Origin of the sequence: Gulosibacter molinativorax (assembly GCF_003010915.2) — a bacterium.
Lineage (GTDB): Bacteria > Actinomycetota > Actinomycetes > Actinomycetales > Microbacteriaceae > Gulosibacter > Gulosibacter molinativorax.
The window spans coordinates 1,452,199-1,476,576 of record NZ_CP028426.1; the positions used below are offsets into that span (position 1 = coordinate 1,452,199).

Genomic DNA, 24,378 nt, shown 5'->3' on the forward strand with positions numbered 1-24,378 from the left:
CAAAGGAGACCTCATGTCGCGTCCCGTTCATTTCGAAATTCACGCCACCGATGTCGAATCGACCAAGGAGTTTTATGCCGCATCCTTCGGGTGGGAGTATGACGATTACTCCGAATACGCCGGCACGCCATATTTCGGCGTACGCACCGGGCCTGAGGAGGCTCCGGGGATCAATGGCGCGATCATGCAGCGACGGGAAGACGCACTGACACCCGGTGTGCCCGTGAACGGTGCGGTCCTGACCATGGGAGTCGAGGACTTCGATGCCACGGCGGCCGCGATTCTCGCCGCAGGCGGACGCGAGGCGCTGCCGAAATATGCTCTGCCCGGGATGGCGTGGCAGGGGTACTTCCTTGACCCAGATGGCAACGTCTTCGGCATCCACCAGCCCGACGAGAACGCCGCGTAGCTGCACCGTATACGAGGGGTGGTCGATCGAGACCACCCCTCCGACGCGCGCCTTGCCCACCGCCGTAATGCGATGGGCAACGCGTCACGATTAGCCTTCGCGGGTGTTGCTGCGCGAAATCCGGTTCATGATTGCTCCGCTAAGCGCCATGGAGGCAGGCCAGGCGAGCATCGTGAGCGCGAACGCAATCGGCCAGGCGATAATGAAGGTCTTTGGCCATGCGGCCAGCCACTCTATCGAAGGGCCGGTCATGATCAGGCCCATGAGGCCCGACATGACCCCGGCCATGATGAACGTCATGATGATCTGGGTGAGAATGGCGCGCTTTTTATCCAACGTCAAGTTTCCTTTTCCGGGATGACGTCGTCGACACCAAAAGGATGCGGCGGCACCATCCGCATCGTTGTGGGTAGGCGCCTCGGGTTCGCGCAAACGCACGACTTCATCTCATAAATGAGGGCCGGAATAACCACACCGGCCAGCATCTTTCAGGCCTGGACATCGTATACGTTTCTTCGGCGTCATGCCAAGCGTGAATTGATAGTTTTGTGCCATGCCTCAGAACGGGCGGCATGTCTCCGGTTGCCCCAAGGTCACGCGGGATCTGCCGTCCATCTCAGCCAACCTTGCGGAACTGGGTGATAGTTTCGCGCCCATATGGTGACCCACCATATGCAATGTTCCGCACGGTATCCACAAACAAATCCACAACTCGACCTCGCAATTAGAACGACGCACCGGTAATACCTTCAGACCCCACTCCCCCTCAACAAGGAATGCGATATGAAATACGTAGGGATCATAGGCAATAACTCGACGGAATCAACGAACCGAACCCTGATGCAATACATTGCGAGGCAGTTCGCGGACCAGGCCGAAATCGTGGTATTTGAAATCCGGCCGATGCCACCGTTCAAAGCATCCGAGGACCGAACCGTACCCGCCGAGGTGCAATCGCTCGTTGACGCCATCGCCGATAGCGATGGCGTCATTATTTCGACACCCGAATACGACCACACGATCCCCGCCGCACTCAAGAGCGTGTTGGAGTGGCTCAGCTGGTCGTCCGAAGTCATGCGCGACAAGCCCGTCATGATCGTTGGCGCATCCTACGGTCGTCTGGGCACCTCCCGCGCGCAGGATCATCTGCGACAAATCCTCACGAGTCCCTGGCTCCGGGCGCGCATCCTCACCTCGGAGTTTCTCCTCGGAGGGTCGCAGCAGGCGTTCGACGAAGAAGGCAACCTCACGCACGAAACAGACGTCGAGAATCTGCGAACGCATTTCGCCGAGTTCAAAGCGTTTACGGAAATCATGAACGAAATCGAGCTAAAGGAAGCGGCGGAATAACCATGAAGATCGTCGGTATTGTCGGCTCGAACGCCGAAAAGTCTTATAACCGGACCCTGCTGCACTTTATTGCCACCCAATTTTCGGATGACGTCGAGTTCGAGGTCTGTGAAATCGCGGACCTGCCGATGTTCGATGCGAGCAGCGATCAAGCCGAAAGCGAGCCAATGGCGTCGCTCGCCGAAAAGATCGAGCAAGCCGATGGCGTAATCCTCGCGACCCCCGAATACAACCACTCGATTCCCTCCACACTTAATAGCTTCATCGAATGGATGTCGTTCAAACTGCATCCATTCCAGGGAAAACCGGTGATGATCGTCGGCGCGTCAAACGACGTTCAGGGCTCATCCCGTGCGCAACTCCACCTCCGACAAATCTTGGATTCACCTGGCGTGAACTCGCTCGTCATGCCCGGCAACGAGTTCTTGCTCGGAACCGCACACGAGGCCTTCGATGAATACGGGAAACTTAAGGATGAGGACACGGTCGCGTTCCTCAGCTCCTGCCTCAAGCGATTTGTGCGGTTTATCGGCGTCGCAAACCTCCTGAACCTCCCCGAGGACATCGAGTTCGAACCCGGTACCTATCAGGTAAGCGCGGTCGGCTACCACGGCAAGCTACCGATGTCCGTGACCTTCGGTCGGGACCGTATCGAAGACATCGAGATCGACACCTCGACGGAAACCCAGGGCATCGCCGATGTGGTGTTCACGCGCATCCCCGAGCAGATCATCTCGGGGCAGACCCTCAACATCGACACGATCTCGGGCGCCACCGCGACCAGTCAGGGCGTGCTCAACGGCGTCGCCGACGCGGTCGAACTCGCCAACGCCGATCCGGAGATCCTTCGCAATCGCCCCAAGCCGAGCAAGGCATCCCAGTCGGCCCCGATTACCCTCGACACCGATGTGGTCGTCGTCGGCGCTGGGGGTGCCGGCCTGGCGGCCGCAGCTTCGGTGCTGCAAAACGGCAAGCAAGTAATCGTGTTGGAGAAGTTCCCGGCGATCGGTGGCAACACGGTGCGGACCGGCGGCCCCATGAACTCCGCGGACCCGACGTGGCAGAAGGAGTTTGCTGCCCTGGCCGGTGAGGACGCGACGCTCCGCGGAATCTCTGAGACACCCGAATCAGAGATCGATGCCGAGTACCTCGACGACTTCCGCGCCCTCCAAGGTGAGATCAGCGCATACTTCGCCGAAGTCGAGGGCAAGGACGAGTACCTCTTCGACTCGAGCCTGCTGCACCGCATCCAGACCTACCTCGGTGGCGTGCGCACCGACCTGACCGGGACGCGCACCTACGGCACCTACGAGCTCGTCAAGCTGCTCACCGACAACGTGCTCGATTCGGTCCATTGGCTCGAGGACATCGGGGTCGAGTTCGACTACGAGCAGGTCTCGATGCCGGTCGGTGCGCTGTGGCGTCGCGGCCACAAGCCGATTGCGAACGAAGGCTTCGCGTTCGTGCAGGCGCTGTCGCAGTGGGTCGAATCGAATGGCGGCGATATCCGTACCGAAATGGACGTGCAGAAGCTGCTCATCGAGGAAGGGCGCGTCGTCGGTGTCGAGGCGCGCAACGGCGATCAGCGCGTGATCGTTCGCTCGAAGGCCGTGGTCCTGGCGAGCGGTGGATTCGGTTCAAACACGAAGATGCTGCAGCAGTACAACACGTACTGGCAGGAGATCGCCGACGACACCACCACGTCGAACTCCCCCGCAATTCAGGGCGACGGCATCAACCTCGCGCTGCAAGCCGGCGCCGCGCTCGTGGACATGGGCTTCATCCAGATGCTGCCCACGTGCGACCCCAAGACTGGCGCGCTTTTCACCGGGCTGCAGGTACCGCCCGCGAACTTCGTCATGGTGAATCAGCAGGGGCGACGCTTCGTCAACGAGTTCGGTAGTCGCGACGAGATCTCGAAGGCCGCGATCGAAAACGGCACCCTGTATTACCTGATTGCCGACGACGAGATCAAAAAGACGGCGTTCAACACGAATCAGGAAATGCTGGATGCGCAGGTCACCAAGAACGACGGCACGCTTTATCGCGCAGACACGCTGGAGGAGCTTGCCGAGCAGATCGGCATCGAGCCGGCCGTGCTGGTGGAAGAGATCGACAAGTACAACTCGTACGCGGACGCCGGTGAGGACCCGGAGTTCCACAAGTCGGCCTTCGACCTCAAGGTGGTCCAGGCGCCGTTCTACGCCACGCCCCGCCGTCCAGCTGTGCACCACACGATGGGTGGCGTGAAGATCAACACGAAGACCGAGGTGCTAAACACGGAGGGCAACGTGATTCCCGGCCTGTACGCGGCGGGTGAGGTTGCGGGCGGTATCCACGCCGGCAACCGCCTCGGCGGCAACGCGCTGGCGGATATCTTCACCTTCGGTCGGTTCGCCGGAGCGAACGCGGCGAACGGCCAGGCCTAGTCCTGGACAGTAACACCGGTGAGCGCTCGGGCGGCGGCATATTTTTGTCGCCGCCCGCGACTCATCGGCCGTGTATTTCGAGTTCTCCGAGTCGCGGGTGAGGGGTAAGGGTGCCGATCGAACAAGCTGAGGTCCACCTGATGGGGACCATTATTGAGCTCCAGGTCGAGGCCGAATCGACTCGCGAGATCCTCACCGAGGCCGTGCGCCGACTTCGCGTCTACGAGCACCGTTTTAGCGCAAATGACCCGAGTTCCGAGCTGGGTGCGATCAACCGCGACGCTGGTCTGCGTGCCGTTGCCGTGCATTCTGAGCTGTTCGAACTCATTGCGTTGGGGGTTGAGCACAGCCTCCCCGCCGACTCCATGCTCGATATCGCCATTGGCCCACTCGTACAACTCTGGCGAATCGGTTTTGCGGACGCGAGAGTTCCAACTCCGAGCGAGATTTCCGAGGCATTGGCGCGCATCGACCCGTCGAAGATTGACTTGGACGAGGGCAAGGGACAAGTGTTTCTGCGCCAGCCTGGGATGAAACTTGATCTCGGGGCGATCGCCAAGGGCTATATCGCGGACCGACTTGTCGACTACTTTCGCGAGCAGGAGGTGACGTCGGCGTTTATCAATCTCGGCGGCAACGTGCTGACGTATGGTCACTCACCCCGGCAGGATGACGGCCGCTGGCGGATCGGCCTCCGACACCCACAGCATCCGGATGACCAGCTCGCGGGATACCTGTCCGTCGCGCAGCAGTCGGTAGTCACCTCGGGCGTATACCGGCGCACCCTCAACCGGAACGGAAGATCCTTTCACCACATCCTCGATCCGGCGACCGGATACCCGATCGAGACGAATGTCGCGTCGCTGACGATCGTGTCCCCGCAGTCGGTCGATGGGGAAATCTGGACGAGTCGACTCTTCGGCCGGCCAGCCCCTGACATCCTCGCTGCGATCGGGGCGGAGCCAGGTCTGGCCGCCGTCGTGATTACCGATGGTTTGCGGGTGTATGCATCCGGCGACCTAGGCGATCAACTGGTCGTTGGTACCACATAAATACTCACCGCTTGGAGCAGATATCTTGGAGCAGAAATAGTGGAGACGCGCCTCACCGACGAGATTGTCGAACGCGCGCTCGGGGCGCTACCCGCGCATCCGCCTGGGGCAGACCAGGAAGTCGTGCGAGAGGTGCTGTCGAGTACAGGACTACCCGAGGCCCCGACCTTGAGCGCACTCCTTGCCCGGACGAACGGCCTCGACCACGCTGGCATCAATGTGTTCGGGGTCGGCGAAAGCTCAGTGGATGCACTGGCTGACTGGTCGGAGTCGCTCGCGCCCCTTATCCCGGTTGGCCTCGGCGGCAACGCATTCGGGTGGCATCGGGTCGAAGAATCCTGGGTCGAAATGACCACCTACTCTCGGGATGTCGTGCAGCGATATGCCAGCGATGCCGAGCTGCTCCACGACCTCTTCTGCAGGCACCTGCCCGGTTATGTCCCAGAGCCAGAAGCGATCGGTGCTCCGCCACTCGAGGATCTTCTCTCGCGAGTACCAGTCCTGACCGAACCCGCCGCACCAAAGGATATTTCCCGTGCCGCTGCGACATTCATGAAACGGACTGGTGTGAGCGGCCAAGAACTGAGGAAGCTTTGGCAGCGCACGGACGGAGTCGATCGAGACGGGTTGGTGATATTCGGGGCCAGGCAATTCTCGGAAGCGTCGTGGGATGCGGATCCCGCTTGCCAGTGGGCGATTCAAGCTGGGCATGCGGGTCGCGAGGCCATCGTGTTCAACAGCCGCGAGCGGCAGTGGCAGCTCGTCGCCGGCCCGTATAGCTGGGTACTTCCAGAGCGGCGATTCTCGAGTTTGGCCGATCTGATCGCTGCGGTGTTCGGGGAGGGCGACCCGGAGCATCCTCCCGCGCCAGATCAGCTCGACCCGTTGGAGTCCGATTCACCCGTCGATACGCGGCGAAGCGGGAGCATCGATTCCGTGGCTGACGTTTCGGATCTTCTCGAGTCGCTGCCGCGCGGTATTGCGAGGCCGCCCGCGGGCGGTTCCGCCACACGTCACGCAACCACGTTCTTCGCCCGCCGAACTGGCCGTCAACCGGGCGCAGATCTCGAAGAGTTTCTCGGGCTGTGCGACGGATTCGAATGGAATGGGCTCATCCTGCACGGCTCCGAGGCCATGCTGCGTGTACAAGACGACCTACCCGAGCATCTCTTTGCCGTAGGACAGATGGACGACCGGATCCTTGTCTTCGATGCGTCGGAGCACTCGTGGAATCTTCTCGATGCGGGTGCGCTCGACATTGATCAGGATGCTGATCGCTTCCCGTCATTCACGATGCTCGTCGCTGAGGCAGTGAGTCGCCGAGTCTCAGATTCACCCTGAAACACGTTGTCGCGTCTTCCAGACGAGCGGAAGCCGCGACAACGTGTGGTTGGAACGTGTGGCGTTACTGGTCCATTGACTTCGGCGCGTGCCAGATGTCTTCGCCGCGACGGATGGAATCGAAGCCACCGTCGATGTAGATGATCTGGCCGGTCATTGAACGGTTAAGACCCGAGACGAGGAAGACGAGCACGTCAGCAACGTCCTCGGGGCGAAGCGCACCGTTGTAGGGAGCCGGCATGGCGCCGAAGGCGAGCGCGCGCCCCTCTTCGGTTGACAGCAGTTCCGTGGTCATGGGGGTCGCAACGACGCCGGGGCCCACCGCATTGATGCCGATGCCGGAGGCGGCGAACTCATCGGTCGGGGCGACTCGACGTACCCAGGTCGCGATTGCGCGCTTCGAAGCCGAGTAGTTCGTGTAACCGATCTCCGGACCCTGCTCCTGCAGCGACTTGCCGTATTCAATGGCCTCTTCGCGCTTGTCGTCGAGCAGCAACTGGACGAGGTTCGTGTCGGTCGGCTGCAGGCTGGCACCGGATGCGGTGATAGCGACGCGCGCGTTCTCCGACTTCTGGAGTAGTGGCAGGAACGCTCGCACGGTGTCCACGGCACCGAAGTAGTTGACCTTGAGGTCGAGCGGCGAGTTCGTCTGCGTGCCCGCGTTCGCGATTACGCCGTCGACGGTGCCGTACTTCGCCGAAACCTGTTCGACGACCTGGGCGATGGAATCCTGGTTCGAGAGGTCGACTTCGAACTCCGCGTTCTTGAGGTCGAGGCCGATAGCAACATCGCCTCGCTCCACGACAAGCTTGGCCGCCATCTCACCGATGCCGGATCCTGCACCGGTCACCACAATATTTCTCGACATGGTTCTCCTTCTCTGCGCGGCTAGCCGAGCGTACTTCGGACAATCTCACCGCGATCTGCCGTTTTGAGCTCGAACGAGCCCAACTACATACCTACTCCCGCATCCTCGGAATTCCAGAGGCGGGTGCTCCACCAGGCCTGCTACAACGCGTCGTCAAGCAGTCAGCGAGAGTCAGTGGTGCGGCTACGAGGCCACGCTCGCACGAAGTGCACGGAGTGCAGATTCACGACAACCGTCGATTTATGAACAGGACTAGTCTGTCCTCGTGAAGAGTACGAACTCATCGCCCACTCCCCGACTCCGCCCCTGGCAGATGGTGACCGGGCTCGGCCTCGTCAGCCTCTTTGCCGACATGGTCGCCGACGGTGGCAAATCGCTATACGGCCCGCTACTCGGTTCCCTCGGCGCATCCGCCCTCGTGGTTGGCCTCGTGACCGGCGCTGCCGAGGCCGTGTCTTTGCTACTGCGGCTAGTTGCCGGCCCCCTCGCCGACAAAAAAGGCAATCACTGGACCTGGACGATCGCCGGCTACGGGCTCACCGCGCTGTGCATCCCCCTCCTCGCGGTGACGCCCGCACTCGGCACCGCTGGCGTAATCGTCGCCTCGACGCTCATCATCGTCGAGCGCGTGGGCAAGGCTTTCCGAAGTCCCTCGAAGTCGGCGCTACTCGCCCAGGCGTCGAGCGGGATTGGCCATGGCCGCGGGTTCGGCGTCCATAAGTCGCTCGACATGATCGGAGCGGTCTCGGGACCGCTCCTCGTGGCCGCGGTGCTGGCGTGGCGCGGAGAGGTCTCGCTGGCCTACGCGGTGCTCATCATCCCCGGCATCATCACGATGGCCATTCTGTTCTACCTCCGCAAGCAGGTGCCCGACCTCTCGGTTTATAACCCCGAAGTTCCTCTCGAGGATGCTCCGAAAGCGACGCGCAAGAGCGGCTACCTCGACCTGGCGCTCGGGCGAGACCTTCCGAGGAGCTTCTTCGTCTACGCACTCGCCGCCGGTCTAATCTCGGGAGGACTCGTTTCCTGGGGCATCGTCTCGTACCACCTTGAGCGTTCCGGTATGGTGCCACTTCCCCTCATCCCGACCGTCTTCGCCGTCGCGATGGGTTTCGGCGCGATCGCTGCGCTCGGCAACGGCTGGATCTACGACAAAGTCGGCACCCGGGTGCTGCTCGTCGTCCCCGTACTAACCGCGCTCGTACCGGCCCTGTCGCTGAGCGCTTCACTGTGGTTGGCACTACTCGGCATCGCCCTCTGGGGTATGGCCACGGGCATCCAGGATGCGACGATCAAGGCCGTCGTCGCAAAGCTCGTCCCGCAGTCGCGGCTCGCGGGCGCGTACGGCGTGTTCGCCGCGATCCAGGGCTTGGCTGCGCTTATTGGCGGCCTCGTGGTCGGCGCGCTCTACGATGTCTCGCTCCCCTGGCTCATCGTTGTGGTGGCATTGGGGCAGGCGATTGCCTTCGTACTCCTCCTCGTGACAGAGTCGCGCGCGTCGAAAAACGCGCCACGCTAGGTCGGCCGGTGCCCTGCAGCGCTACGACATAAACGGCATGAGTTCCATCGGCATCGTGACGAACGGCCGCATCATGTCGCGGTCCTCGTGCTCGAGGATGTGGCAGTGGTACATGAACCGGCCGGCGTAGGTGTGGAACCGCACCGCGATCTCGACGATCTCGTTGGGATTGACCCGGACCGTGTCCTTGAGGCCGCGCTCATTGTCGTCAATACCGTGATCGAGACCATCGTCGGGGCCCCGCCCGATCGTCACCTCGGCGGTCAGATCGCGATCGCCAATTCCACCGTCTGGAATGGACCAGGTAATTGGCCGACGCGCCACGATCTGGAAGGGGTCCAGATGCACGTGAATCGGATGCGTGTCTTCGGTGAGATTGATGAGCTGCCAGATCTCGTACTCACCGAGCATCGGAAAGAACGTCGTCGTGTCCTCGAAGTGCGCGGCAACCGAGCGATACCGCGTGACGTCATCGCCGTCGCTGATCTTGACGAGCGATTCCGTCGACTCGGCTCCATCCCCCACTGCTTCGAGCTCACGCATCGTGAGCATATTGGGCATCCCAGCCATTTCGCGCTCGACTAACGCAATCGCGCGACGCGGGGCACCGTCAAGTTCCTCGTCACGGACCCGGACGTAGTCGGTCGCGAGCTTGTGCGGTACCGGCTGTGACTTCACCTCGCCAGGGCCCACGCGAGGCCCCACGCGAAACTGCATCACTTGCGGGAATGGAAGCATCGCATCGAGATCCGCCGCATCCTCCGCCTCGGCGGCGGGGAACGGCGCACCATCGAACGGTGCACCCGCGGTGTTGTAGAGGGTGAGCACCGTCCCCTCGGGAAGGTCCGAGAAGTCGACCAGCAAGTCTGCCCGCTCCGCAGACGCGAGGATGAGCCCGTCTTCCGGTACCTCGACTGGCTCGCGCAGAAGGCCCGCGTCGGTGCCAATCTGCGTGATGCGTCCGTGGTCGGGTGCTCCGTCTCGAAGCAGCACGAGCCGGAACGTGCGCGCGTTCGAACCATTTAGCGCTCGGAATCGATAGGTCGTTGGCTCGACATTGAGAAACGGCCATACCTTGCCATTGACGACAGTGAAGGGGGCGAACGCCTCCATCACTCCAGGGTCTGTTTTATGCACGAGACGACCGGTGAGTGTTCCGTCCGCGCCGACCCCGAAGTTGCGATCCTGAAGCAACAGCGGAACCTCATATGGGCCGCCCTCCGGCAGACCAAGTTCGCGTTCGCGCTCGTCGCGAATGATCCACAGCCCTGCGAGCCCCGCATAGACATTGAAGCGGGTGACGCCCATGACATGGTCGTGGTACCAGAGCATCGAGGCCCGCTGCTTGCCGGGGTAGGTGTTGTACGCATCCTGACCGGGCGCGAAAAGATTCTCGGTCCAGCCGTCATAGACCGCGGGAGTCAGCCCGCCGTGGAGGTGCACCACCGAGTACCCGCTCAACGCCGAAACGTTATCGTCTGGCGTGCCACCGCTCAAGCCAGGGAGGCACTGCACAGGCACTCCTTCAGCGTCGACCTCGTCAGGTGCAATTGTCACGTCGACGGGGAACTCGCCATCGAGTTCATTCCGCCACCGGACGCGCACCTGTTCGCCGCTCTCAACCTCAATCGTTGGGCCCGGAGCGGTTCCCTCGTAGCCCCAGACCTGCGATGACGGCAGGTCTCGGTGGAACGAATGCGCGCCCGACCGAATGCTCACGCTCAACTCACCGCCGTGCTCAGCGGCGATCAGCCGCCGAGGTAGCGGCAATGGATCAACGAATGGGGTCAGCGGGAATTTCTGCGACTTCGCCATGCATCCGACCATAGTTGTGGCCCGCGACAGTTACCGTCAGAACACGCAGCCGCCGTTCAGCGACTCACAAGTGCGTCAGTCCTAACGTCGCGCCTCGGCTGCTATTGCCGCCCCACGGGTCAAACAACTCAATGCCCGTCTCAAGGAAATCCTTGACATTTCTCGTCGCGCAGACGGCCCCGTGTACCCGACAAATAGCGGCGATCTGAGCATCGGCCATACTGATCGGCCGCCCGATGCTGTTTCGCCGTGTCACCACATCCGCGTATGCGCGCGCCGCGTCCTCATCAAATGCGAGCAACGACTTCGTGTGGCGATACGGCTCAATGGCTCCTTCGATGGCCGACATCAGCTCGGTCCGACGCCGACCCTCAGGAAGTTGATGAACGCCCGCAAGTAGCTCGGCCAGCGTGATTGTGGTGATCGCGACATCGTCAGTCAACGACTCGAGCCAACCAATCACCGTCGCGTTTGGCTGTGACCGGAACAGCTCCGAGACCACGTTGGTGTCGAGAATAATCATTCGAAATCGACAACTCGGGCAGCGTCGGTACGCTTCGGGATCTGGAGGTCGTCCACACCACCGACCTGGCGGGCAGCCTGAGCCAAGGCGAGGCCGATGTGCGGACGTGTCGCAGCCCGCGTGAGAATGTCACGAACTTCCGCTTCCATGGAACGACCGTGTTCCTTGGCTTGTTCAGCCAGGCGTCGTTTCACGGAATCGTCGAGACCACGAACAATGATTGATGACACGTGACCACCTCCTTCTTGATATCAATGATGATATCAATCATGCCAACAGTAGACCACTGAACAGTTGTGACTCAATTGCTCAATGTCGAGGCCGGTGACGGCCATCCACGAGCATCCCCCATACGCAGCTGCCGTTCAGCGACTCACAAGTGCGTCAAGAAATGCGGGCCTAGCATTTCTTGGGCAACACCTCCCAGGATGCTTCCGCGGCACCCCGCGGGTTTCAATACCTTGAAGGGACAGCGGCACGATGAATGCAATAACAGTTCACGACTCGGCAGAATTGGCCAAGGCACTCAGTGAAGGAGCCCCGGTGATCGAGGTGGATGGGGAAATCTCCGGTTCGCCGATGATCACCCTGCCGCCAGGGACGACATTGCGTGGCGGCACCCTTCGGTTTGGCGCGCGAGGCGTGCGGCTCACCGCTGACAACACGCTCGAAGACGTCACCATCGTGGTACCCGACCATGAAACCGCAATTACGAACGACACCAGTGTGTCGGATCTGGGGACCCTGACGCTGCGCAACGTCACGACCCACGGACAGGTCCTCATCCTCGCCAAGGATCAGGTGCGATCCGGTCACGTCCAAGTTGAGGGCGTCCACGTGGCGAGTGCGGATGTCCGTGGTCGCGCCGCTCGGCCGCACGGGTTCGGCGTTGACGCGCTGCAGGGTGGTTTCACGCTGTGGAATATGCAGGCCGACCCGGGGGTGTCGCTGACGGCGGAGTTGCTGGACATCTCCGCCGGTAGCGCCGAAACTCCCATTCGAGGTTCGGGCGTATTCGTGGGCGGCCACGGCGACTGGGATGGAAAAGCGGACGGCGGGACGATTCGCGTCGCTCGACTGCGTACCGGGGAGATTCACACGGATGGTGGCATTCCCGAAGGCACACCCGACCTGATCTCGGGTGGAGTATTCGTCATCAGCGGCGCCACCGTCGAGAACGTCGAGTCCGTCGGGCCCGTCACCACCTACGGCCAAAACGACATGGTCCTCGATAACTGGGGTGCCGTGCACGCGTGGACCGCGACTGCGCCCGTGACCTCGCACGGCCCCAGCGGAATCGGATTCGTGAACTTCGGCGACATTGGGGTCCTCGACGTGCAGTCCCCCATCGTGACGACCGGCAAGGGTGCGCGGGGTTTCAACCTCTATGACGGCAGCCTCGACGAGGCGCGTTTTGAGAGCATCGCCACGACCGGGGATGGGTCGATCGGCATCCAGGTCAGCAAGCCGCTGCGTCGGCTCTCGGTTGCGGGCGATGTTACGACAACCGGGGGCGAGGGCCTGAGCCTAGTCAAGGGCGTACAGGTGACGCTCCAGGCCATCGCGCTCAGCGTGAAGCGTGCCGGTTACATCGAGATGCTCGAAATCGGCGGCAAGCTCGCGACAGGAGGCGACAACGTCCCGACGCTGGAAGTCGAAGGCACTGTCGACACCTGCAACATCGGCGGCGGCGTGTTTGCCAGCGGTCAGAATGCGGATGCAGTACATCTCAACGGCGGTCAGATTAGTCTCGACGGGGTGGAGCTATCCGCCGCACATGGCGAGGCGATTCGGGACACTACTTCCTAATATCGCGCCGCGGTCGACGGAAGCCTTACATGCTTACGTCAGCGTTTTTCGTTGTCCGGACGACCGTCAGGATGGCTTACGCCTTCAGCACATACTTCAGTGTCTCCACTACCTGGTCGGTCGTCGTGCACCAGGCCTGCGCCGCGGCATCCACTTCCTTAAGCGGATGCACGATATCGGTATCGTGCAACGTCACGTACGGCTTTCCGAGCGCCGCACAGTAGCCGGCATCAAATGCGGCATTCCACTGCTTGTACTTATCGCCGAAGCGCACGACGACCAGGTCACTCTTCTCGATCAGGGTCCGCGTCCGGATGGCGTTCACCTTCGCCGACTGGTGATCGCGCCAAAACTGACTTTCCGTCTTGACCAGGTGATCTCCCGCGGCATCGCTCGCCGGGTGATCGGTCACGGGTGCGGTGAAGGTCACATCCAGCCCCGCGGCCTCTGCCCCGCGTTGCACCTCGGCACGCCACTCGGTGTGTATCTCGCCGGATAGATAGACAATAAAACTCATAGCTAACGGCTCCTCTTTGGTGTATCGATTTCTGGTGTCATGGATCCCATCCAGATCGGCTCCACGTATTCGATCTTGACGTCGCGGGCGATTGGTAATGATGTCCACATCAGTTTCCCGCCACGAGTGCGCAGTAGTGGGCCGACGAGTCGATGGAATCGCCGGACCTCGCTCGGGGTGGATCGGCGCGGCGGCCCGACTGTTCCCGTCATTCGAATTCCAGGCGGTCTGGTGAAGCGGCCTTTCATTAGCGACCGTGCCCACATGAATGGACCGCTATCTACCGCGAGAATCGAAACCCGGGGGTCGCGTCTTAGATTCGCCGCGAGTTGGACGTTGAATGCGTCGAAATAGATTCCGTGACCGTTGTCAGTTGGAAGAAACGATCCAATCGGACTCACGTGGGGCGAGCCGTCCGGGTTCAACGAAGTGATGCTGCAGTGCAATGAACTGCGAATTGTCCGCGGCACGATTCGCCGAACGACGCTCCAGTCTTCTTGAGAGATGGTCACCGGTATTCCTCCACGTCTAGGTGCGGAATGCGCCTTGGCGGTGACCATACCAAGCGTGATGTAAAGATTCGTATGTTCAGATCTTTCCATCGCGGGCGGTGAATGGAATTTCGCCGATGAGCATGCCCTCGTGTGTGACGGTCGCGCCGATCACGTGCCCCCGACCATCAAGAAATATGACGTCCACGTCACCTAACCCAGTCCAATGCTTTGGATTCGACTCGTCGGGGAAGAAACCACCGAGACTCTCGATCGCTCGGATGATGTCGCGGTCATAGGCGTATCGGAGCGTCACCGAGTTCGGTCGTTCCTTAGCGTAGCCATTACCGGGCCCGACCCCGACTGTTCGCGTCGAGTGCAAGTGCGCGAGCATGCTGCTCAGTGGATGCTCGGTGTCGGCTCCGTCATTGAACACAAACTCAACATAGGCAGTGCGCGTGCGGAGCGATTGCATCCACGCCAGCTGTTCCTCTCGCGACGCGACTTCAGCGAGATCACGATCTACCGCGTTAGTCCTCGTACGCAACGACTCGAATTTCGATGAGTTGACTCGGCCCGCCCGGCAGACTCGCTATTCCAAGAAGCGTGGCCGCTGGCCGATGCTCGCCCAAATACTCCTTGAAGATTGCATTAAAGAGTGCGTGATCCCGTTGGACATCGGTCAGGAAGACCTGCACTTCGGCGATATTCGATTTGGCGACCCCGAACCCCGCCAGCACACGATCAATGTTTTCCAGCGTCTGTCGCGTCTGCGCTTCGATGTCGCCCTCGCCAACAAAATTGCCTTGCATGTCGTGCGACATTTGCCCCGAAACGTAGATCGTGCCGTTGACGCTGTAGCCAGCGCTAAGGCCCGCGGCTTCCTCTTGTGGAACACCATGACTGTACGTCCTGATACTGGCCATTACTTCGTTCCTCCGATTTCGGTTTAATCAGGTTCGCTATTCAAACTTGATCCGACGGTACCAAGGTGATTCTTCGTGTGCGCCAATACGCTTTCGCCAGGCCGCTTCAACATCGCCAAGATGGTCAAGCGCGTGTTGAGAGCACTCACCCGTTTGGTACCGCCCCTCCCATGACTGCCGATGGAAGGAACGCAACGGATGATATCGCTCGCGGCATCGCGGCCATAGGCGAGCCCCAGGTCTACGATGACGGTATGAACGCAAAGCCAGTCTCTTTCAGCGAAGTCACCACCGAAGGTCTCGACTCCTCGCCCGTCGCTGAGGCCCTGGCCGGCCTGCGCGCCAACGAGGCACGCTACTTCTCGACGAAGTACAAGCACACCTTCGCAGTCGCGCCCACCTCCGAGGCGAGTGAGGAGCTCGAGTGGGTCGAGGAGATCCTCCGCTCGGAGCGCGACATAGTCCCCACTTCTCGCGCGCTCGAAGTGAGCGTCAACGAAGTCGAGGGCATCTATTGGGTGCACGTGTTCTACGAATCTGGGCTCGCGGTCAACGTCCTGTGGACGCGTGAGGACGGCGGCAAGCGCGCGGTGGGCTTTAAGCTCTCTGAGGGAATGGATGTGCCGCCCGAGCTCTCTTCCTTCAAATTCGCCCGGCAGCGCTCAAAATTGGAGGGTGAGATCCGCGGCTCATACTTTGTGATTAAGGGCGACCACCCGCTTCCTTAAGACGAGCAGCAGGGTCGCGAACCAAGGGGCGCGCTCGGTCGAGGCTCGATCAGAATTCGAAGACACCGAAACCCCTTTTCAAATAAGTCGCGCGCAGTCGCTGTTCCGTCAGGCGTTCGCTATCTCGAGCGGTCCCTTGCCCTGCAGGCCAAAGACCGAGGAATGGCCCAGATCTTCGCCGGACGACACAGTCGCCCCGCAAAGTACGACGAGAGTCGGGACCGGTTGGCGCCATTGGTCAACCAGGTGGCCGAGCGTGCGCGCGACGCGGGGGCGCTGCGCCCAGACGCGACGGGCACGGATCTGATCTTCCTCCAGATCGCGTTCAGCGCGGTGGCTGCCGTCGCCCAGGATGCTCCTCCAATCGAGGGACGCGAGGACGCCGAGCAGCTCTCTCGCCGGTACCTGTGGATCACCCTCGACGGGCTACGCGCGGACGGCCGCAAATCCGAACTGCCCATCCAATCGCTGACCACGGCCCAAACCCACGCACTGCTCCAGCCGACGAGGAAGGAGCAAGACTAAACTTGCCGTCCGGCTGCGAAGAGCAGATGCCTTACTTATTAGCCCGAGCTTCAGCAGTGTCGCCCGTTGCACCGCGCGATCGACGCCCTCGACAATCTGCTCACGCCAGATGCTCTTGGTGTCCTTGCTCCCGATCGATCTGATCATGAATCCAGTGCATGACGGAACCCGTCAATGACGCTAGACACTCAACCGGAACTCCACCAAGACGCCACACGTTGGACAGTCCGCTGCCAGCATGTTGACGCGAGGCAGCTTCACTTTTCCTGCAGCAGTTGCAGAAATGACAGAATGGTGCCCATGAAAAGCCGCCATCTCAGCACCGTCATCTCGGCGAGCCCGGACGCTGTCTACGCGTTCGCTGCCGCCCCAGAAAACCTGCCCAAGTGGGCAGCCGGTCTAGCGGAGGCTGCGGCGGAAGTCCGGGAGGACCAGCTCGTCGTGGCCTCGCCAATGGGTGAGGTAACCGTGAAGTTCGTGCCGCCCAATGACTTCGGTGTACTCGATCATGAAGTCACGCTGCCCACAGGTGCGGTGGTGGCCAATCCGCTGAGGGTGCTCACCCATCCCGACGGTGCGGAGGTGGTTTTCACGCTCCGGCAGCTCGACCTGAGCGATGACGACTTCGATCGCGATGCCGCGATGGTCGAGGCCGACCTCGCTCGGCTCAAGAGCATCCTGGAAAACAAGCCTGCCTGAGCCCCCTCCATGCGGCCCGGGCTACATGATCTGCAGCACGCAATACAGCTCTGACCCGGAGTTCACACGTTGAACCGGAACTCCACCTAGTCACGTCACGTAAGTACGCCTTGAAAGCAACCCAGACCGACCCGATATTCACCTAATTTCAACCTTCGGAGTTGAGCACCGTTCGAGCCTTATTGAAGAGCGAAGCCAGAGACGATTTCCACGACGGAAGGTCAGCCGACAACGTCAGCCAGGTGAGCTGGCGGTCGATCTGGTCGTATTGGTGGATGATGAAATTGCGGTTAGCGACAGCCAGTGCCCACTCAACGCCGTCGGGCGCAAGCACATCTAATTTCGCGAGACGGTTCGCCGCCTCACCAACCTTCATCATCAGCGAGTCACCCGCCTCTTGCAGGAGCGCATCCGACAAGTAAGCCTCTTCACCCCGCGCCACAATCTCGGCCGACCGCTCGAGCCATCCCTGAACATGGAGCAGTTCTTTAGCCGCCCTGTCTTGCATCACAACAGCACCGCGTCTCGACGGATGTCACCATCAGCCTTCGGCGACAGACCGCCATACGTGATCATGTCGACCTCACGCCCGAGAACCTCCTCAACCAAGCGCTTGAACCCTAGAAACGCGAACGACGAGGTCCCCGCCGGTGCGTCGACGATGAAGTCGAGATCGGATTCTTGGCGCGCTTCACCGCGCGCAGCCGACCCAAATACCGCCAGCCGCTTGTATCCGTGCTCTTTTGCGACTTGCTTCAACACCGGTGCTGACGCTTCAAGAACATCTGCAGGATGAATGCTGGCCAAGTCGGGCGCAGATCGCAGCTGCTGGCTCACCGCAGATTGCGAAATACCGAGCCTTTCGGAGATCTGGCGTTGGTTCATCCCCGTGGCAACCAAGGCACGCAATGCGAAGACACGATGTAGCCGCGCGATTTCCTCATCATGTCGCGCATCTTGGTATTCCGCCAGCAGGCTCATAAGGCAACCTTATCCGGCCTTGCCGCCGTAGAGTAGGACACGGCCTAATCGTTTAATCTAAATTCGAACGCGTACCGGTACGCACCGACCCCTCACGTTACTCACCGCTCGTCAGAAGCGCCCTCGGGCCGCAGCTCTACGACAATGCTCTTCCCGGTCTCTGGACGAGACTCCCAAGCCCAGGATTCCTCGAACCGGACCCGTCCGGCGTCGATTACCACGATCTTACTCTCGCAGCGGTCCGTCGCCGTCGTGCCACCCTCACCGAGGTGGACGTAGCGGGAGGAAAGCCTATCCCCCGCACGCGTTCCCACGAGGTACCCTCTTCCGACCTCTCCGCCCGAATACTCGGCCCAGATCTCGTCAGCCTCCTGGTGGTAGTCGAAGCGAGTAGATACCCCCACCTGACCGGTCTCCGCGTTGGTGACGCCAGCGAAGGTCTTGCCGTCGAGCGGAACAGTTGCACCCGTGTGTGGAGAAGACTTCAGGGCAGGCTAGCAGCATTCGTGCAGACGGAACAATGCCCGCCACACCAACAGAACGACTCCCCACCGAAGCAGACAGTGCCGTCAGTGACGCGTTAAGGTTCAGACGTTGAACCCCAACACCACCACGTTACTGCGTCAAATAACCCTCACACACCAACAAGGTCACCCGCAGCAACTTCAGGATCGGTCACCTCCTACACAGTCACAACTCGACCGCGAGTGATTCCGCCTGCGTTCGTGGGTCAAACGGAGGGACAGATTTCGGACCCGCTATCTTGAAGCAGGCGCGCGATCGCGCCTCGCGCCCGTGCGAATAACGAATCGTTGCCCTCGATGCCTTGGTGGGAGATCGCCCCCTCCAGCAATAAAAACACATGATCAGCGAGCTCCTCAGCGTTAGCGGGATGACTCTCGCGGATGAGTGCGCGTACTTGCTGGCGCACGGCGTGCTTATGAGCCTGAACGACTCGAAAGCCTGGGTGGTCGGCAGACAGTTCGGCCGCAGCGTTAATAAACGCACAGCCGCGACTTGTTGACTCGGCATCCTTGAAGTAGGAATCGAACAGCGCGAGCACCGGTGACGACGGCTCCTCAACGAGCCGTTGCGTCATGCAGTCCCACCAACGGCGGTGACGTGCTTGCAGGTATGCCGCGACGAGGTTTTCCTTCGAACCGAACCGGTCGTACAGAGTCCGCTTGGTGATACCCGACTCCGCAGCGATGGTATCGACGCCAACCGCATGGATTCCACGGCGATAAAACAGCTCACCGGCCACGTCAAGGATGCGTCGCGCACCGGGGGTGAGCTCGGGCACTCGTAGCACCTCGACAAGGTCGTCCTCGGACACCATGTTCGCTCCTCCCCCCACATTGACTTCACAGATCAGTATACGTAACGTGAGCAAGGTTCACAAGTCTGCGACAAGACTCACTTCAAGTGCCCGCGAAACACCCTCGATGCCTCACATAAAAAGGCCCGTGAAACGGTGACGCTCAAGGCATGGGAAGTGAGTTGTCAATGGCCGCCCGAATAGAGATCACCCGGAAGTATGCCCGGCAGTACGCCAACGCCTCGAAAAAGGACCGTGGCCGGCTGTTGGACGAGGTCGTCGCGGTCACGGGCTGGTCCCGCGATAACGCCCGACGCCGACTCGCGAAAGCCTCCAAACCAGGACCACGGGCCGTTACGACCGAACGCAAACCACGGCCACGGAAGTATTCCTACGACGCGACCAAGGTACTGCAGCGGGTGTGGGCCGCGACCGGCGGCCAGTGCGGCAAATACCTCGCCGTCTCCATGCCACTACAGCTCGATGCCCTCGAACGCCACCACGAACTCGTTCACGGCCAGCAGCGGTACTCGCCCGACGTACGCGAAGAGTTGCTCGCGATGAGCGCGGCCACGATCGACCGGTACCTCGCCCCGGCCCGCGCCAGCGACCCGCTGCGCGGGATCAGCACCACAAAACCCTCACCCTTGCTGCGTTCCTCGATCCAGATCCGCAAAGCCGGTGACGAAGTCGAGGACGAGCCCGGGTTCTTCGAGGGCGACACCGTCGCGCACTGCGGCCCCACGCTGAAGGGCGAGTTCGCACGGACATTGAACCTGACCGACATGCGCACGGGGTGGGGGTTCACCCGCTCGATCCGGAACAACGCGACTATCCACATCCTCGCCGCGCTCGACGCAGGTGTCACCAGCATCCCGTTCGAAGTCACCGGCTTAGACTTCGATAACGGCAGCGAGTTCATCAACCACGAAGTGATCGGTTGGGCCGCGGACCGGAAGATTTTCTTCACCCGCTCACGCCCGTATAAGAAAAACGATCAGGCCACGATCGAGTCGAAGAACAACCATCTCGTGCGGCACTACGGCTTCTACTGGCGGTATGACACCCCCGAAGCGCTGACGCTACTGAACCAGCTGTGGCCGCTGGTCAATGACCGGTTGAACTATTTCACACCCACGATCAAACCCACCGGCTACAGCACCGACCGCGTCGGCCGCCGCAAACGGGTGTACGACGACCCGCGAACCCCGTTCGATCGGCTCCTGGACGCGGAAGTGCTCGCTCCCGCGCAGATCGCGGAATTGACCGCGTACCGCGACAGCCTGAACCCCGCCGAACTCGCCCGCCGGATCGTGTCCCTCCAACGCCGGTTGACCGGCCTCGCGCAGCGCCCGACGCTGGAGTTGGAAGCCGCGACCGTGAAGCCACTGCCTGACACCAGTCGTGGGGTGCGTCGCAAAGCGAGCTAACCCGTGCCCGCGAAACCCTGGCCCGGGTTGGGCACGATTTCGCGGGCATTCACAAGTGAGGCATGGAGATCATTTCGCGGGCATATTGACATGAGGCATCTCGGTCTGTGAGATTGGAGCGAGTGTGCGAGGACGAGATGCGGCGACCGAGAACAGTACGTCTGGGCTGCTGAGCCGACGAGAGACCCTCTGGCTGACCGGTGCGGGACTCTCGCTGATCGCGGTCTGCTACGGCCTGGCCCGCTTCGCCTACGGCCTGTTCGTGCCGGTCTTCCGCACGGAGTTCTCCCTCGACTCGACCACAGCGGGAGGGATCGCCTCCGGCTCGTATGTCTCCTACTGCGTGGCGATCGTCCTTGCCACGATGCTGACCCCGCGGTTCGGCGGGCGCGTCGTCGCCCTCGCCGCCGGAGCGATCGCCACCGCCGGCATTCTCATGATCGCGGCAGCACCCAACACGGTCGTACTGGCGGTCGGGGTGCTCATCGCCGGGTCGAGCACCGGAGTGGCCTCCCCACCGCTGGCGCACGCCGTCGCGCATACGGTCCGTCCGTCAGTGCGAGATCGGACGCAGACAGTGATCAACGCCGGCACCGGTGTCGGCGTCGCGATCGCCGGCCCGGTCGCGCTGCTCACGCACGAGCACTGGCGAGCCGCCTGGCTGATCTTCGCCATTCTCTGCGCCATGGTGACCATCTGGGTCGCCGTCGCGGTCTCCTCCGGCCCGGCGGACCGTTCCGGCCAGGACTCGGTGGCCGCTCTGCTCCCCCGCCCGCTCCTACCCGCCGGAAGCGGCAGGCTGACCGCCGCCGCCGCACTCATGGGAGTCGCCAGCTCCGCCGTCTGGACGTTCGGCCGCGACGTTCTCGTCACCGTCGGCGGCATGGGCGAGACAACTTCGACGATCGCGTGGATCTTCCTCGGTGTGTTCGGCGTGCTCGGTGCCGCAGCAGGCGATCTCACTCGCCGATTCGGAATTCACACCGGATGGACGGCGACGATGCTCATCATGGGAACCGCGACCGTGCTGCTCTCCACCCTCCCATCTCTCGCCTGGATCGCTGCGGCAGGCTTCGGAGCCGCCTACATCGGCCTGACCGGGCTGCTACTGATCTGGGGAACCGCGGTCTACTCCCAGACCCCAGCAGCCGGCGTCGGACTCGCATTCCTCGCCATCGCAATTGGCCAATCCGCGGGAGCCCCCATCGTGGGTGCCCTCTCCGAAGCCATTGGACCACCCGCGGCGTTCACTGCAGCCGCCTTGATAGCCTTCGCCGGAGCCTTCATCCGCCCCGTGCGCACACCCGGTCAACTGATCAACTGATCCATTGACGAGCAGGCCGCTCATGCCATTGCAAGGGACCGAGTAGCCAGACGCTACACATTAAATCTAAATTCGACCGAGTTCCGGAACATAGGTACATCTAGGTTGTGCAGATTCGCAGCGCCAACTCGTTAATTCCTCGAATGCTCGCAAGCGCGCAGCCTTGTTGAGAGCCGATTCCCAGCGACTTGATATGTCGCGATCACGCTCTTCGCCGCCAGCGGTGCACGGTTGTGCAGATGAGCGCGATGGTAACTGCAACGGGCAACAGTGTGGACAGAGTCAGTAGCGACGCTGAAGCACCAATCAGGGCAGCAAAAAGAACACCATCGATAGCCCACGCGAGCCGCGCGATGACGCTGACATCACCCATGATTGTCGGGACAGGGGTGAGTAGCGAAGGCGGTAGCGGTCCCTTGAGCGCGGCACTCACCCGTGCGATGACGGTGAGCACTCCGAGGGCTACCGAACTGATAGCGGGCGCGGCCCCTCCCACGCCCAGAACTACCGAACACAGGAGAGCGGCCGCAATCAACACGATGACGGTGACCGTAAGCGGGAAAATTGCATGGTTGACGAGCAAGCGCTCATCGCTTATTCCGTACAGCGGCAAGTCTGCCGCGACCGTCGCGGCATGTCTGACGCCATCAGTGAGCGGACCGAGCCCCGCAAACAAGACCACCCCAGCAATCGCACCAACTACCCAGCCCGCACTATTGAACGTTGTGGCGAGCGTGACAAGAATTCCTGCTGCAGCGATGCCGAGTATCCCAACAACGAATCGACTCGGAGTTCGACGTGCCCCGATTGCGTCACGAACAAGGAACCGCCACATTCCACCTCCGCTAAGTCGAACAGCACGTTGGTTACGGCCAGCACCTGGTTTACTTCGGTAAACCGCCGCAGCGGCACCGAATTCCATACCGGCCGCAAGACTCGATACCGACTCCCACCGCGCGGCCTGGGCTACGAGCTGAGCAACGCCAAGACGATTCATTAGCGATGGGATGATCGAGATGGCCCCGGCGGCTAAAAGCGCGAGCGGCACCATGAACTCAAACGTTCCATGACCTGGGTAGGCGAGACCGGCCCATCCCCATGGCATAAACGATAGGGCACCAGGAAACGCGAAAGTGGCCACGCTCAGCGCAATCACCGCCACGGCGGCTGGCACGGCAACACGAGGAAATACTTGACCTGCAAGCCATGAAACCGCCGCTATGAGTCCGACAAGCATGCCTGCCAGGGCAAATATCACCGCGTCAAAGAGATCTGTCATCCCATTGCTGACCAAGCTGCTGCCGATCAAGGCAGCCACGCCAGTGGTCGCCGCGACTACAACTAAACCAGCGCGAAAGAACGGCGAACGAAACGATTCATAGGGAGGAATATCACTGTTCGCGAGCGCATACGTTGGGAACACGTGACGCAATGCGGGGCCACGCTCCCGTCCCAGTAGCAACATTGCACCCCAGAGAACTGCGACGATTATCGATGTCATGCTCGGCGCGACCGCAGAGGACAGGACAGCTAAGGATTGCTCGCTGGTGGTGCCCACCCACACTGCTCGTACGGCAGGAACGATTGTCACGAGCGCGACCATAATGATCACGTAGACGAGGTAAGCCTGATCACCAATACTTCGGACGCTGCGGTCCCGCCAGACGGCGACCGATTGCGAAACGCGGACGTTCACCTGGCCACCTCCAAAAGCAGCGTCCGGTCTGCAAGTTTCTCAGCAACGAGGGGGCTGTGAGTAGCTACGACCACGGTCGCACCCTCATCGCGCCGGGAACAAAGGGCCTTGATCACAGTATGGATGCGGTCGAGATCTAGCCGCTGCTCCGGTTCATCCATGACCAATACTTCGAATGGTCGTGCCAGCACCAGTGCGATACCGAATAGCTGTGTCTGACCAGAAGAAAGCTCGTGAGCGAACCGATGGCCGAGTTCTTGCAGGCCCAATTCTTCGATGACACTGTGCGCCAGTGCTACTGCCTCGCGAGGTTCATCTAGCCATGTTGTCGCGACCAGAGAGACGTGATCGAGCACAGTGAGATCCGGGGCCATCGGCGGTAAACCAATCATCGCCGCAACATGACGACGAAAACGACGGTCACGCTCTCGCACGACAACTCCATTAATCCTCACTTCGCCGCTCGACGGCGAACTGGCCCCCGCGATCAGGCGCAGTAGCGTCGATTTACCCACACCATTCTTGCCGCGGACGACCAGCGCTTCACCACGCTGAACTGAAGTTGAGACTGGCGGAAGAAGTGTCACGCCCCCAACAACGACACTTGCCTCGTCGATCTCGATCATGC

27 protein-coding genes are annotated in these 24,378 nt (G+C 61.3%); 12 read left to right on the plus strand and 15 right to left on the minus strand.

Annotated features, from left to right (window positions below; all coding sequences use genetic code 11):
* Positions 1-13 precede the first annotated feature (13 nt).
* Positions 14-409 carry a VOC family protein gene (locus GMOLON4_RS06885; protein WP_026936219.1) on the plus strand — a complete coding sequence of 132 codons (396 nt, stop codon included), beginning with the start codon at positions 14-16 and terminating at the stop codon, positions 407-409.
* A gap of 90 nt (positions 410-499) precedes the next feature.
* Here GMOLON4_RS06885 and GMOLON4_RS06890 read toward each other — a convergent pair whose 3' ends face one another.
* On the minus strand, positions 500-745 hold the full coding sequence (locus GMOLON4_RS06890) for a DUF2798 domain-containing protein (protein ID WP_026936220.1): 246 nt from the start codon (positions 743-745) through the stop codon (positions 500-502).
* 447 nt (positions 746-1,192) lie between these two features.
* Between GMOLON4_RS06890 and GMOLON4_RS06895 the strand changes: the two genes are divergently transcribed.
* The 4 genes from GMOLON4_RS06895 (at position 1,193) to GMOLON4_RS06910 (ending at position 6,581) form a co-directional block, all read left to right on the plus strand.
* Positions 1,193-1,759 carry an NADPH-dependent FMN reductase gene (locus GMOLON4_RS06895; RefSeq protein ID WP_026936221.1) on the plus strand — a complete coding sequence of 189 codons (567 nt, stop codon included), beginning with the start codon at positions 1,193-1,195 and terminating at the stop codon, positions 1,757-1,759.
* 2 nt (positions 1,760-1,761) lie between these two features.
* Positions 1,762-4,188 carry a flavocytochrome c gene (locus GMOLON4_RS06900; protein WP_026936222.1) on the plus strand — a complete coding sequence of 809 codons (2,427 nt, stop codon included), beginning with the start codon at positions 1,762-1,764 and terminating at the stop codon, positions 4,186-4,188.
* A 140-nt stretch (positions 4,189-4,328) separates the two neighbouring features.
* Positions 4,329-5,240 carry an FAD:protein FMN transferase gene (locus tag GMOLON4_RS06905; RefSeq protein WP_035732133.1) on the plus strand — a complete coding sequence of 304 codons (912 nt, stop codon included), beginning with the start codon at positions 4,329-4,331 and terminating at the stop codon, positions 5,238-5,240.
* A 39-nt stretch (positions 5,241-5,279) separates the two neighbouring features.
* Positions 5,280-6,581, plus strand: coding sequence for a hypothetical protein (locus GMOLON4_RS06910; RefSeq protein ID WP_026936224.1), 1,302 nt, complete (start codon positions 5,280-5,282; stop codon positions 6,579-6,581).
* 64 nt (positions 6,582-6,645) lie between these two features.
* Here GMOLON4_RS06910 and GMOLON4_RS06915 read toward each other — a convergent pair whose 3' ends face one another.
* Complete coding sequence (locus GMOLON4_RS06915) at positions 6,646-7,449, minus strand: SDR family oxidoreductase (RefSeq protein ID WP_026936225.1); 804 nt, start codon at positions 7,447-7,449, stop codon at positions 6,646-6,648.
* 265 nt (positions 7,450-7,714) lie between these two features.
* Between GMOLON4_RS06915 and GMOLON4_RS06920 the strand changes: the two genes are divergently transcribed.
* Positions 7,715-8,968: an MFS transporter gene (locus GMOLON4_RS06920; protein WP_051266351.1), complete on the plus strand. Its 1,254-nt coding sequence runs from the start codon at positions 7,715-7,717 to the stop codon at positions 8,966-8,968.
* Positions 8,969-8,989: 21 nt separating this feature from the next.
* Here the strand turns inward: GMOLON4_RS06920 and GMOLON4_RS06925 are convergent, their stop codons facing one another.
* The 3 genes from GMOLON4_RS06925 to GMOLON4_RS06935 all read right to left on the minus strand — a co-directional run bounded on the left by GMOLON4_RS06925 (position 8,990) and on the right by GMOLON4_RS06935 (position 11,536).
* A complete protein-coding gene (locus tag GMOLON4_RS06925) occupies positions 8,990-10,783 on the minus strand; it encodes a multicopper oxidase family protein (RefSeq protein WP_051266353.1) in 1,794 nt (597 codons plus the stop codon).
* Positions 10,784-10,847: 64 nt separating this feature from the next.
* Positions 10,848-11,306, minus strand: a complete 459-nt coding sequence (locus GMOLON4_RS06930; RefSeq protein WP_026936227.1) for a type II toxin-antitoxin system VapC family toxin — start codon at positions 11,304-11,306, stop codon at positions 10,848-10,850.
* Positions 11,303-11,536 carry a FitA-like ribbon-helix-helix domain-containing protein gene (locus GMOLON4_RS06935; protein WP_026936228.1) on the minus strand — a complete coding sequence of 78 codons (234 nt, stop codon included), beginning with the start codon at positions 11,534-11,536 and terminating at the stop codon, positions 11,303-11,305. The genes GMOLON4_RS06930 and GMOLON4_RS06935 overlap by 4 nt, the downstream gene beginning before the upstream one ends.
* A 313-nt stretch (positions 11,537-11,849) precedes the next feature.
* On the opposite strand from GMOLON4_RS06935, the gene GMOLON4_RS06940 reads away from it, so the two are divergent.
* Positions 11,850-13,115, plus strand: coding sequence for a hypothetical protein (locus GMOLON4_RS06940; RefSeq protein ID WP_265415410.1), 1,266 nt, complete (start codon positions 11,850-11,852; stop codon positions 13,113-13,115).
* A gap of 76 nt (positions 13,116-13,191) precedes the next feature.
* On the opposite strand, the gene GMOLON4_RS06945 is transcribed toward GMOLON4_RS06940, so the two are convergent.
* From GMOLON4_RS06945 to GMOLON4_RS06955, 4 genes are read right to left on the minus strand one after another with little or no spacing between them, the layout of a single operon-like run.
* Positions 13,192-13,740 (minus strand): YtoQ family protein, encoded by a 549-nt coding sequence (locus tag GMOLON4_RS06945; protein WP_245575372.1) that lies wholly within the window; start codon positions 13,738-13,740, stop codon positions 13,192-13,194.
* Positions 13,635-14,234, minus strand: coding sequence for a pyridoxamine 5'-phosphate oxidase family protein (locus GMOLON4_RS16390; RefSeq protein ID WP_407648538.1), 600 nt, complete (start codon positions 14,232-14,234; stop codon positions 13,635-13,637). Before GMOLON4_RS16390 ends, GMOLON4_RS06945 begins: the two co-directional genes overlap by 106 nt.
* Positions 14,221-14,598, minus strand: coding sequence for a hypothetical protein (locus GMOLON4_RS06950; RefSeq protein ID WP_026936231.1), 378 nt, complete (start codon positions 14,596-14,598; stop codon positions 14,221-14,223). The genes GMOLON4_RS16390 and GMOLON4_RS06950 overlap by 14 nt, the downstream gene beginning before the upstream one ends.
* 55 nt (positions 14,599-14,653) lie before the next feature.
* Positions 14,654-15,049, minus strand: a complete 396-nt coding sequence (locus tag GMOLON4_RS06955) for a RidA family protein (protein WP_026936232.1) — start codon at positions 15,047-15,049, stop codon at positions 14,654-14,656.
* A 254-nt stretch (positions 15,050-15,303) separates the two neighbouring features.
* Here GMOLON4_RS06955 and GMOLON4_RS06960 point away from each other — a divergent pair, with 254 nt between their 5' ends.
* The 3 genes from GMOLON4_RS06960 to GMOLON4_RS06970 all read left to right on the plus strand — a co-directional run bounded on the left by GMOLON4_RS06960 (position 15,304) and on the right by GMOLON4_RS06970 (position 17,001).
* Entirely contained in the window at positions 15,304-15,777 is a 474-nt protein-coding gene (locus tag GMOLON4_RS06960; protein WP_026936233.1) for a hypothetical protein, read from the plus strand.
* 162 nt (positions 15,778-15,939) lie between these two features.
* Positions 15,940-16,302: an SbtR family transcriptional regulator gene (locus tag GMOLON4_RS06965; protein WP_051266355.1), complete on the plus strand. Its 363-nt coding sequence runs from the start codon at positions 15,940-15,942 to the stop codon at positions 16,300-16,302.
* 300 nt (positions 16,303-16,602) lie between these two features.
* On the plus strand, positions 16,603-17,001 hold the full coding sequence (locus GMOLON4_RS06970) for a polyketide cyclase (protein ID WP_026936234.1): 399 nt from the start codon (positions 16,603-16,605) through the stop codon (positions 16,999-17,001).
* 148 nt (positions 17,002-17,149) lie between these two features.
* Here GMOLON4_RS06970 and GMOLON4_RS06975 read toward each other — a convergent pair whose 3' ends face one another.
* The 4 genes from GMOLON4_RS06975 to GMOLON4_RS06990 form a co-directional block, all read right to left on the minus strand.
* Positions 17,150-17,509, minus strand: a complete 360-nt coding sequence (locus GMOLON4_RS06975) for a HepT-like ribonuclease domain-containing protein (RefSeq protein ID WP_026936235.1) — start codon at positions 17,507-17,509, stop codon at positions 17,150-17,152.
* Positions 17,509-17,982 (minus strand): nucleotidyltransferase domain-containing protein, encoded by a 474-nt coding sequence (locus GMOLON4_RS06980; protein ID WP_026936236.1) that lies wholly within the window; start codon positions 17,980-17,982, stop codon positions 17,509-17,511. Before GMOLON4_RS06980 ends, GMOLON4_RS06975 begins: the two co-directional genes overlap by 1 nt.
* Before the next feature lie 101 nt (positions 17,983-18,083).
* Complete coding sequence (locus GMOLON4_RS06985; RefSeq protein ID WP_106486560.1) at positions 18,084-18,386, minus strand: hypothetical protein; 303 nt, start codon at positions 18,384-18,386, stop codon at positions 18,084-18,086.
* Positions 18,387-18,712: 326 nt separating this feature from the next.
* Positions 18,713-19,321 carry a TetR/AcrR family transcriptional regulator gene (locus GMOLON4_RS06990; RefSeq protein ID WP_051266357.1) on the minus strand — a complete coding sequence of 203 codons (609 nt, stop codon included), beginning with the start codon at positions 19,319-19,321 and terminating at the stop codon, positions 18,713-18,715.
* Between the two features lie 167 nt (positions 19,322-19,488).
* Here GMOLON4_RS06990 and GMOLON4_RS06995 point away from each other — a divergent pair, with 167 nt between their 5' ends.
* Together GMOLON4_RS06995 and GMOLON4_RS07000 are read left to right on the plus strand one after the other, a co-directional pair.
* A complete protein-coding gene (locus tag GMOLON4_RS06995) occupies positions 19,489-20,730 on the plus strand; it encodes a DDE-type integrase/transposase/recombinase (protein WP_181244158.1) in 1,242 nt (413 codons plus the stop codon).
* A gap of 124 nt (positions 20,731-20,854) precedes the next feature.
* Positions 20,855-22,054: an MFS transporter gene (locus GMOLON4_RS07000; RefSeq protein WP_084147380.1), complete on the plus strand. Its 1,200-nt coding sequence runs from the start codon at positions 20,855-20,857 to the stop codon at positions 22,052-22,054.
* A gap of 202 nt (positions 22,055-22,256) precedes the next feature.
* On the opposite strand, the gene GMOLON4_RS07005 is transcribed toward GMOLON4_RS07000, so the two are convergent.
* Both GMOLON4_RS07005 and GMOLON4_RS07010 read right to left on the minus strand, forming a co-directional pair.
* Positions 22,257-23,750, minus strand: coding sequence for a hypothetical protein (locus GMOLON4_RS07005; protein WP_026936341.1), 1,494 nt, complete (start codon positions 23,748-23,750; stop codon positions 22,257-22,259).
* A complete protein-coding gene (locus GMOLON4_RS07010) occupies positions 23,747-24,376 on the minus strand; it encodes an ABC transporter ATP-binding protein (protein WP_051266450.1) in 630 nt (209 codons plus the stop codon). The genes GMOLON4_RS07005 and GMOLON4_RS07010 overlap by 4 nt, the downstream gene beginning before the upstream one ends.
* Between the last annotated feature and the right edge of the window lie 2 nt (positions 24,377-24,378).

Coding starts and splice junctions, on each gene's coding strand:
- GMOLON4_RS06885 (WP_026936219.1), top strand. CDS start 14: ATGTCGCGTCCCGTTCATTTCGAAATTCACGCCACCGATGTCGAATCG.
- GMOLON4_RS06895 (WP_026936221.1), top strand. CDS start 1,193: ATGAAATACGTAGGGATCATAGGCAATAACTCGACGGAATCAACGAAC.
- GMOLON4_RS06900 (WP_026936222.1), top strand. CDS start 1,762: ATGAAGATCGTCGGTATTGTCGGCTCGAACGCCGAAAAGTCTTATAAC.
- GMOLON4_RS06905 (WP_035732133.1), top strand. CDS start 4,329: ATGGGGACCATTATTGAGCTCCAGGTCGAGGCCGAATCGACTCGCGAG.
- GMOLON4_RS06915 (WP_026936225.1), bottom strand. CDS start 7,449: ATGTCGAGAAATATTGTGGTGACCGGTGCAGGATCCGGCATCGGTGAG.
- GMOLON4_RS06925 (WP_051266353.1), bottom strand. CDS start 10,783: ATGGCGAAGTCGCAGAAATTCCCGCTGACCCCATTCGTTGATCCATTG.
- GMOLON4_RS06930 (WP_026936227.1), bottom strand. CDS start 11,306: ATGATTATTCTCGACACCAACGTGGTCTCGGAGCTGTTCCGGTCACAG.
- GMOLON4_RS16390 (WP_407648538.1), bottom strand. CDS start 14,234: ATGGAAAGATCTGAACATACGAATCTTTACATCACGCTTGGTATGGTC.
- GMOLON4_RS06950 (WP_026936231.1), bottom strand. CDS start 14,598: ATGCAATCGCTCCGCACGCGCACTGCCTATGTTGAGTTTGTGTTCAAT.
- GMOLON4_RS06955 (WP_026936232.1), bottom strand. CDS start 15,049: ATGGCCAGTATCAGGACGTACAGTCATGGTGTTCCACAAGAGGAAGCC.
- GMOLON4_RS06960 (WP_026936233.1), top strand. CDS start 15,304: ATGAACGCAAAGCCAGTCTCTTTCAGCGAAGTCACCACCGAAGGTCTC.
- GMOLON4_RS06965 (WP_051266355.1), top strand. CDS start 15,940: ATGGCCCAGATCTTCGCCGGACGACACAGTCGCCCCGCAAAGTACGAC.
- GMOLON4_RS06970 (WP_026936234.1), top strand. CDS start 16,603: ATGAAAAGCCGCCATCTCAGCACCGTCATCTCGGCGAGCCCGGACGCT.
- GMOLON4_RS06975 (WP_026936235.1), bottom strand. CDS start 17,509: ATGCAAGACAGGGCGGCTAAAGAACTGCTCCATGTTCAGGGATGGCTC.
- GMOLON4_RS06980 (WP_026936236.1), bottom strand. CDS start 17,982: ATGAGCCTGCTGGCGGAATACCAAGATGCGCGACATGATGAGGAAATC.
- GMOLON4_RS06990 (WP_051266357.1), bottom strand. CDS start 19,321: ATGGTGTCCGAGGACGACCTTGTCGAGGTGCTACGAGTGCCCGAGCTC.
- GMOLON4_RS06995 (WP_181244158.1), top strand. CDS start 19,489: ATGGCCGCCCGAATAGAGATCACCCGGAAGTATGCCCGGCAGTACGCC.
- GMOLON4_RS07010 (WP_051266450.1), bottom strand. CDS start 24,376: ATGATCGAGATCGACGAGGCAAGTGTCGTTGTTGGGGGCGTGACACTT.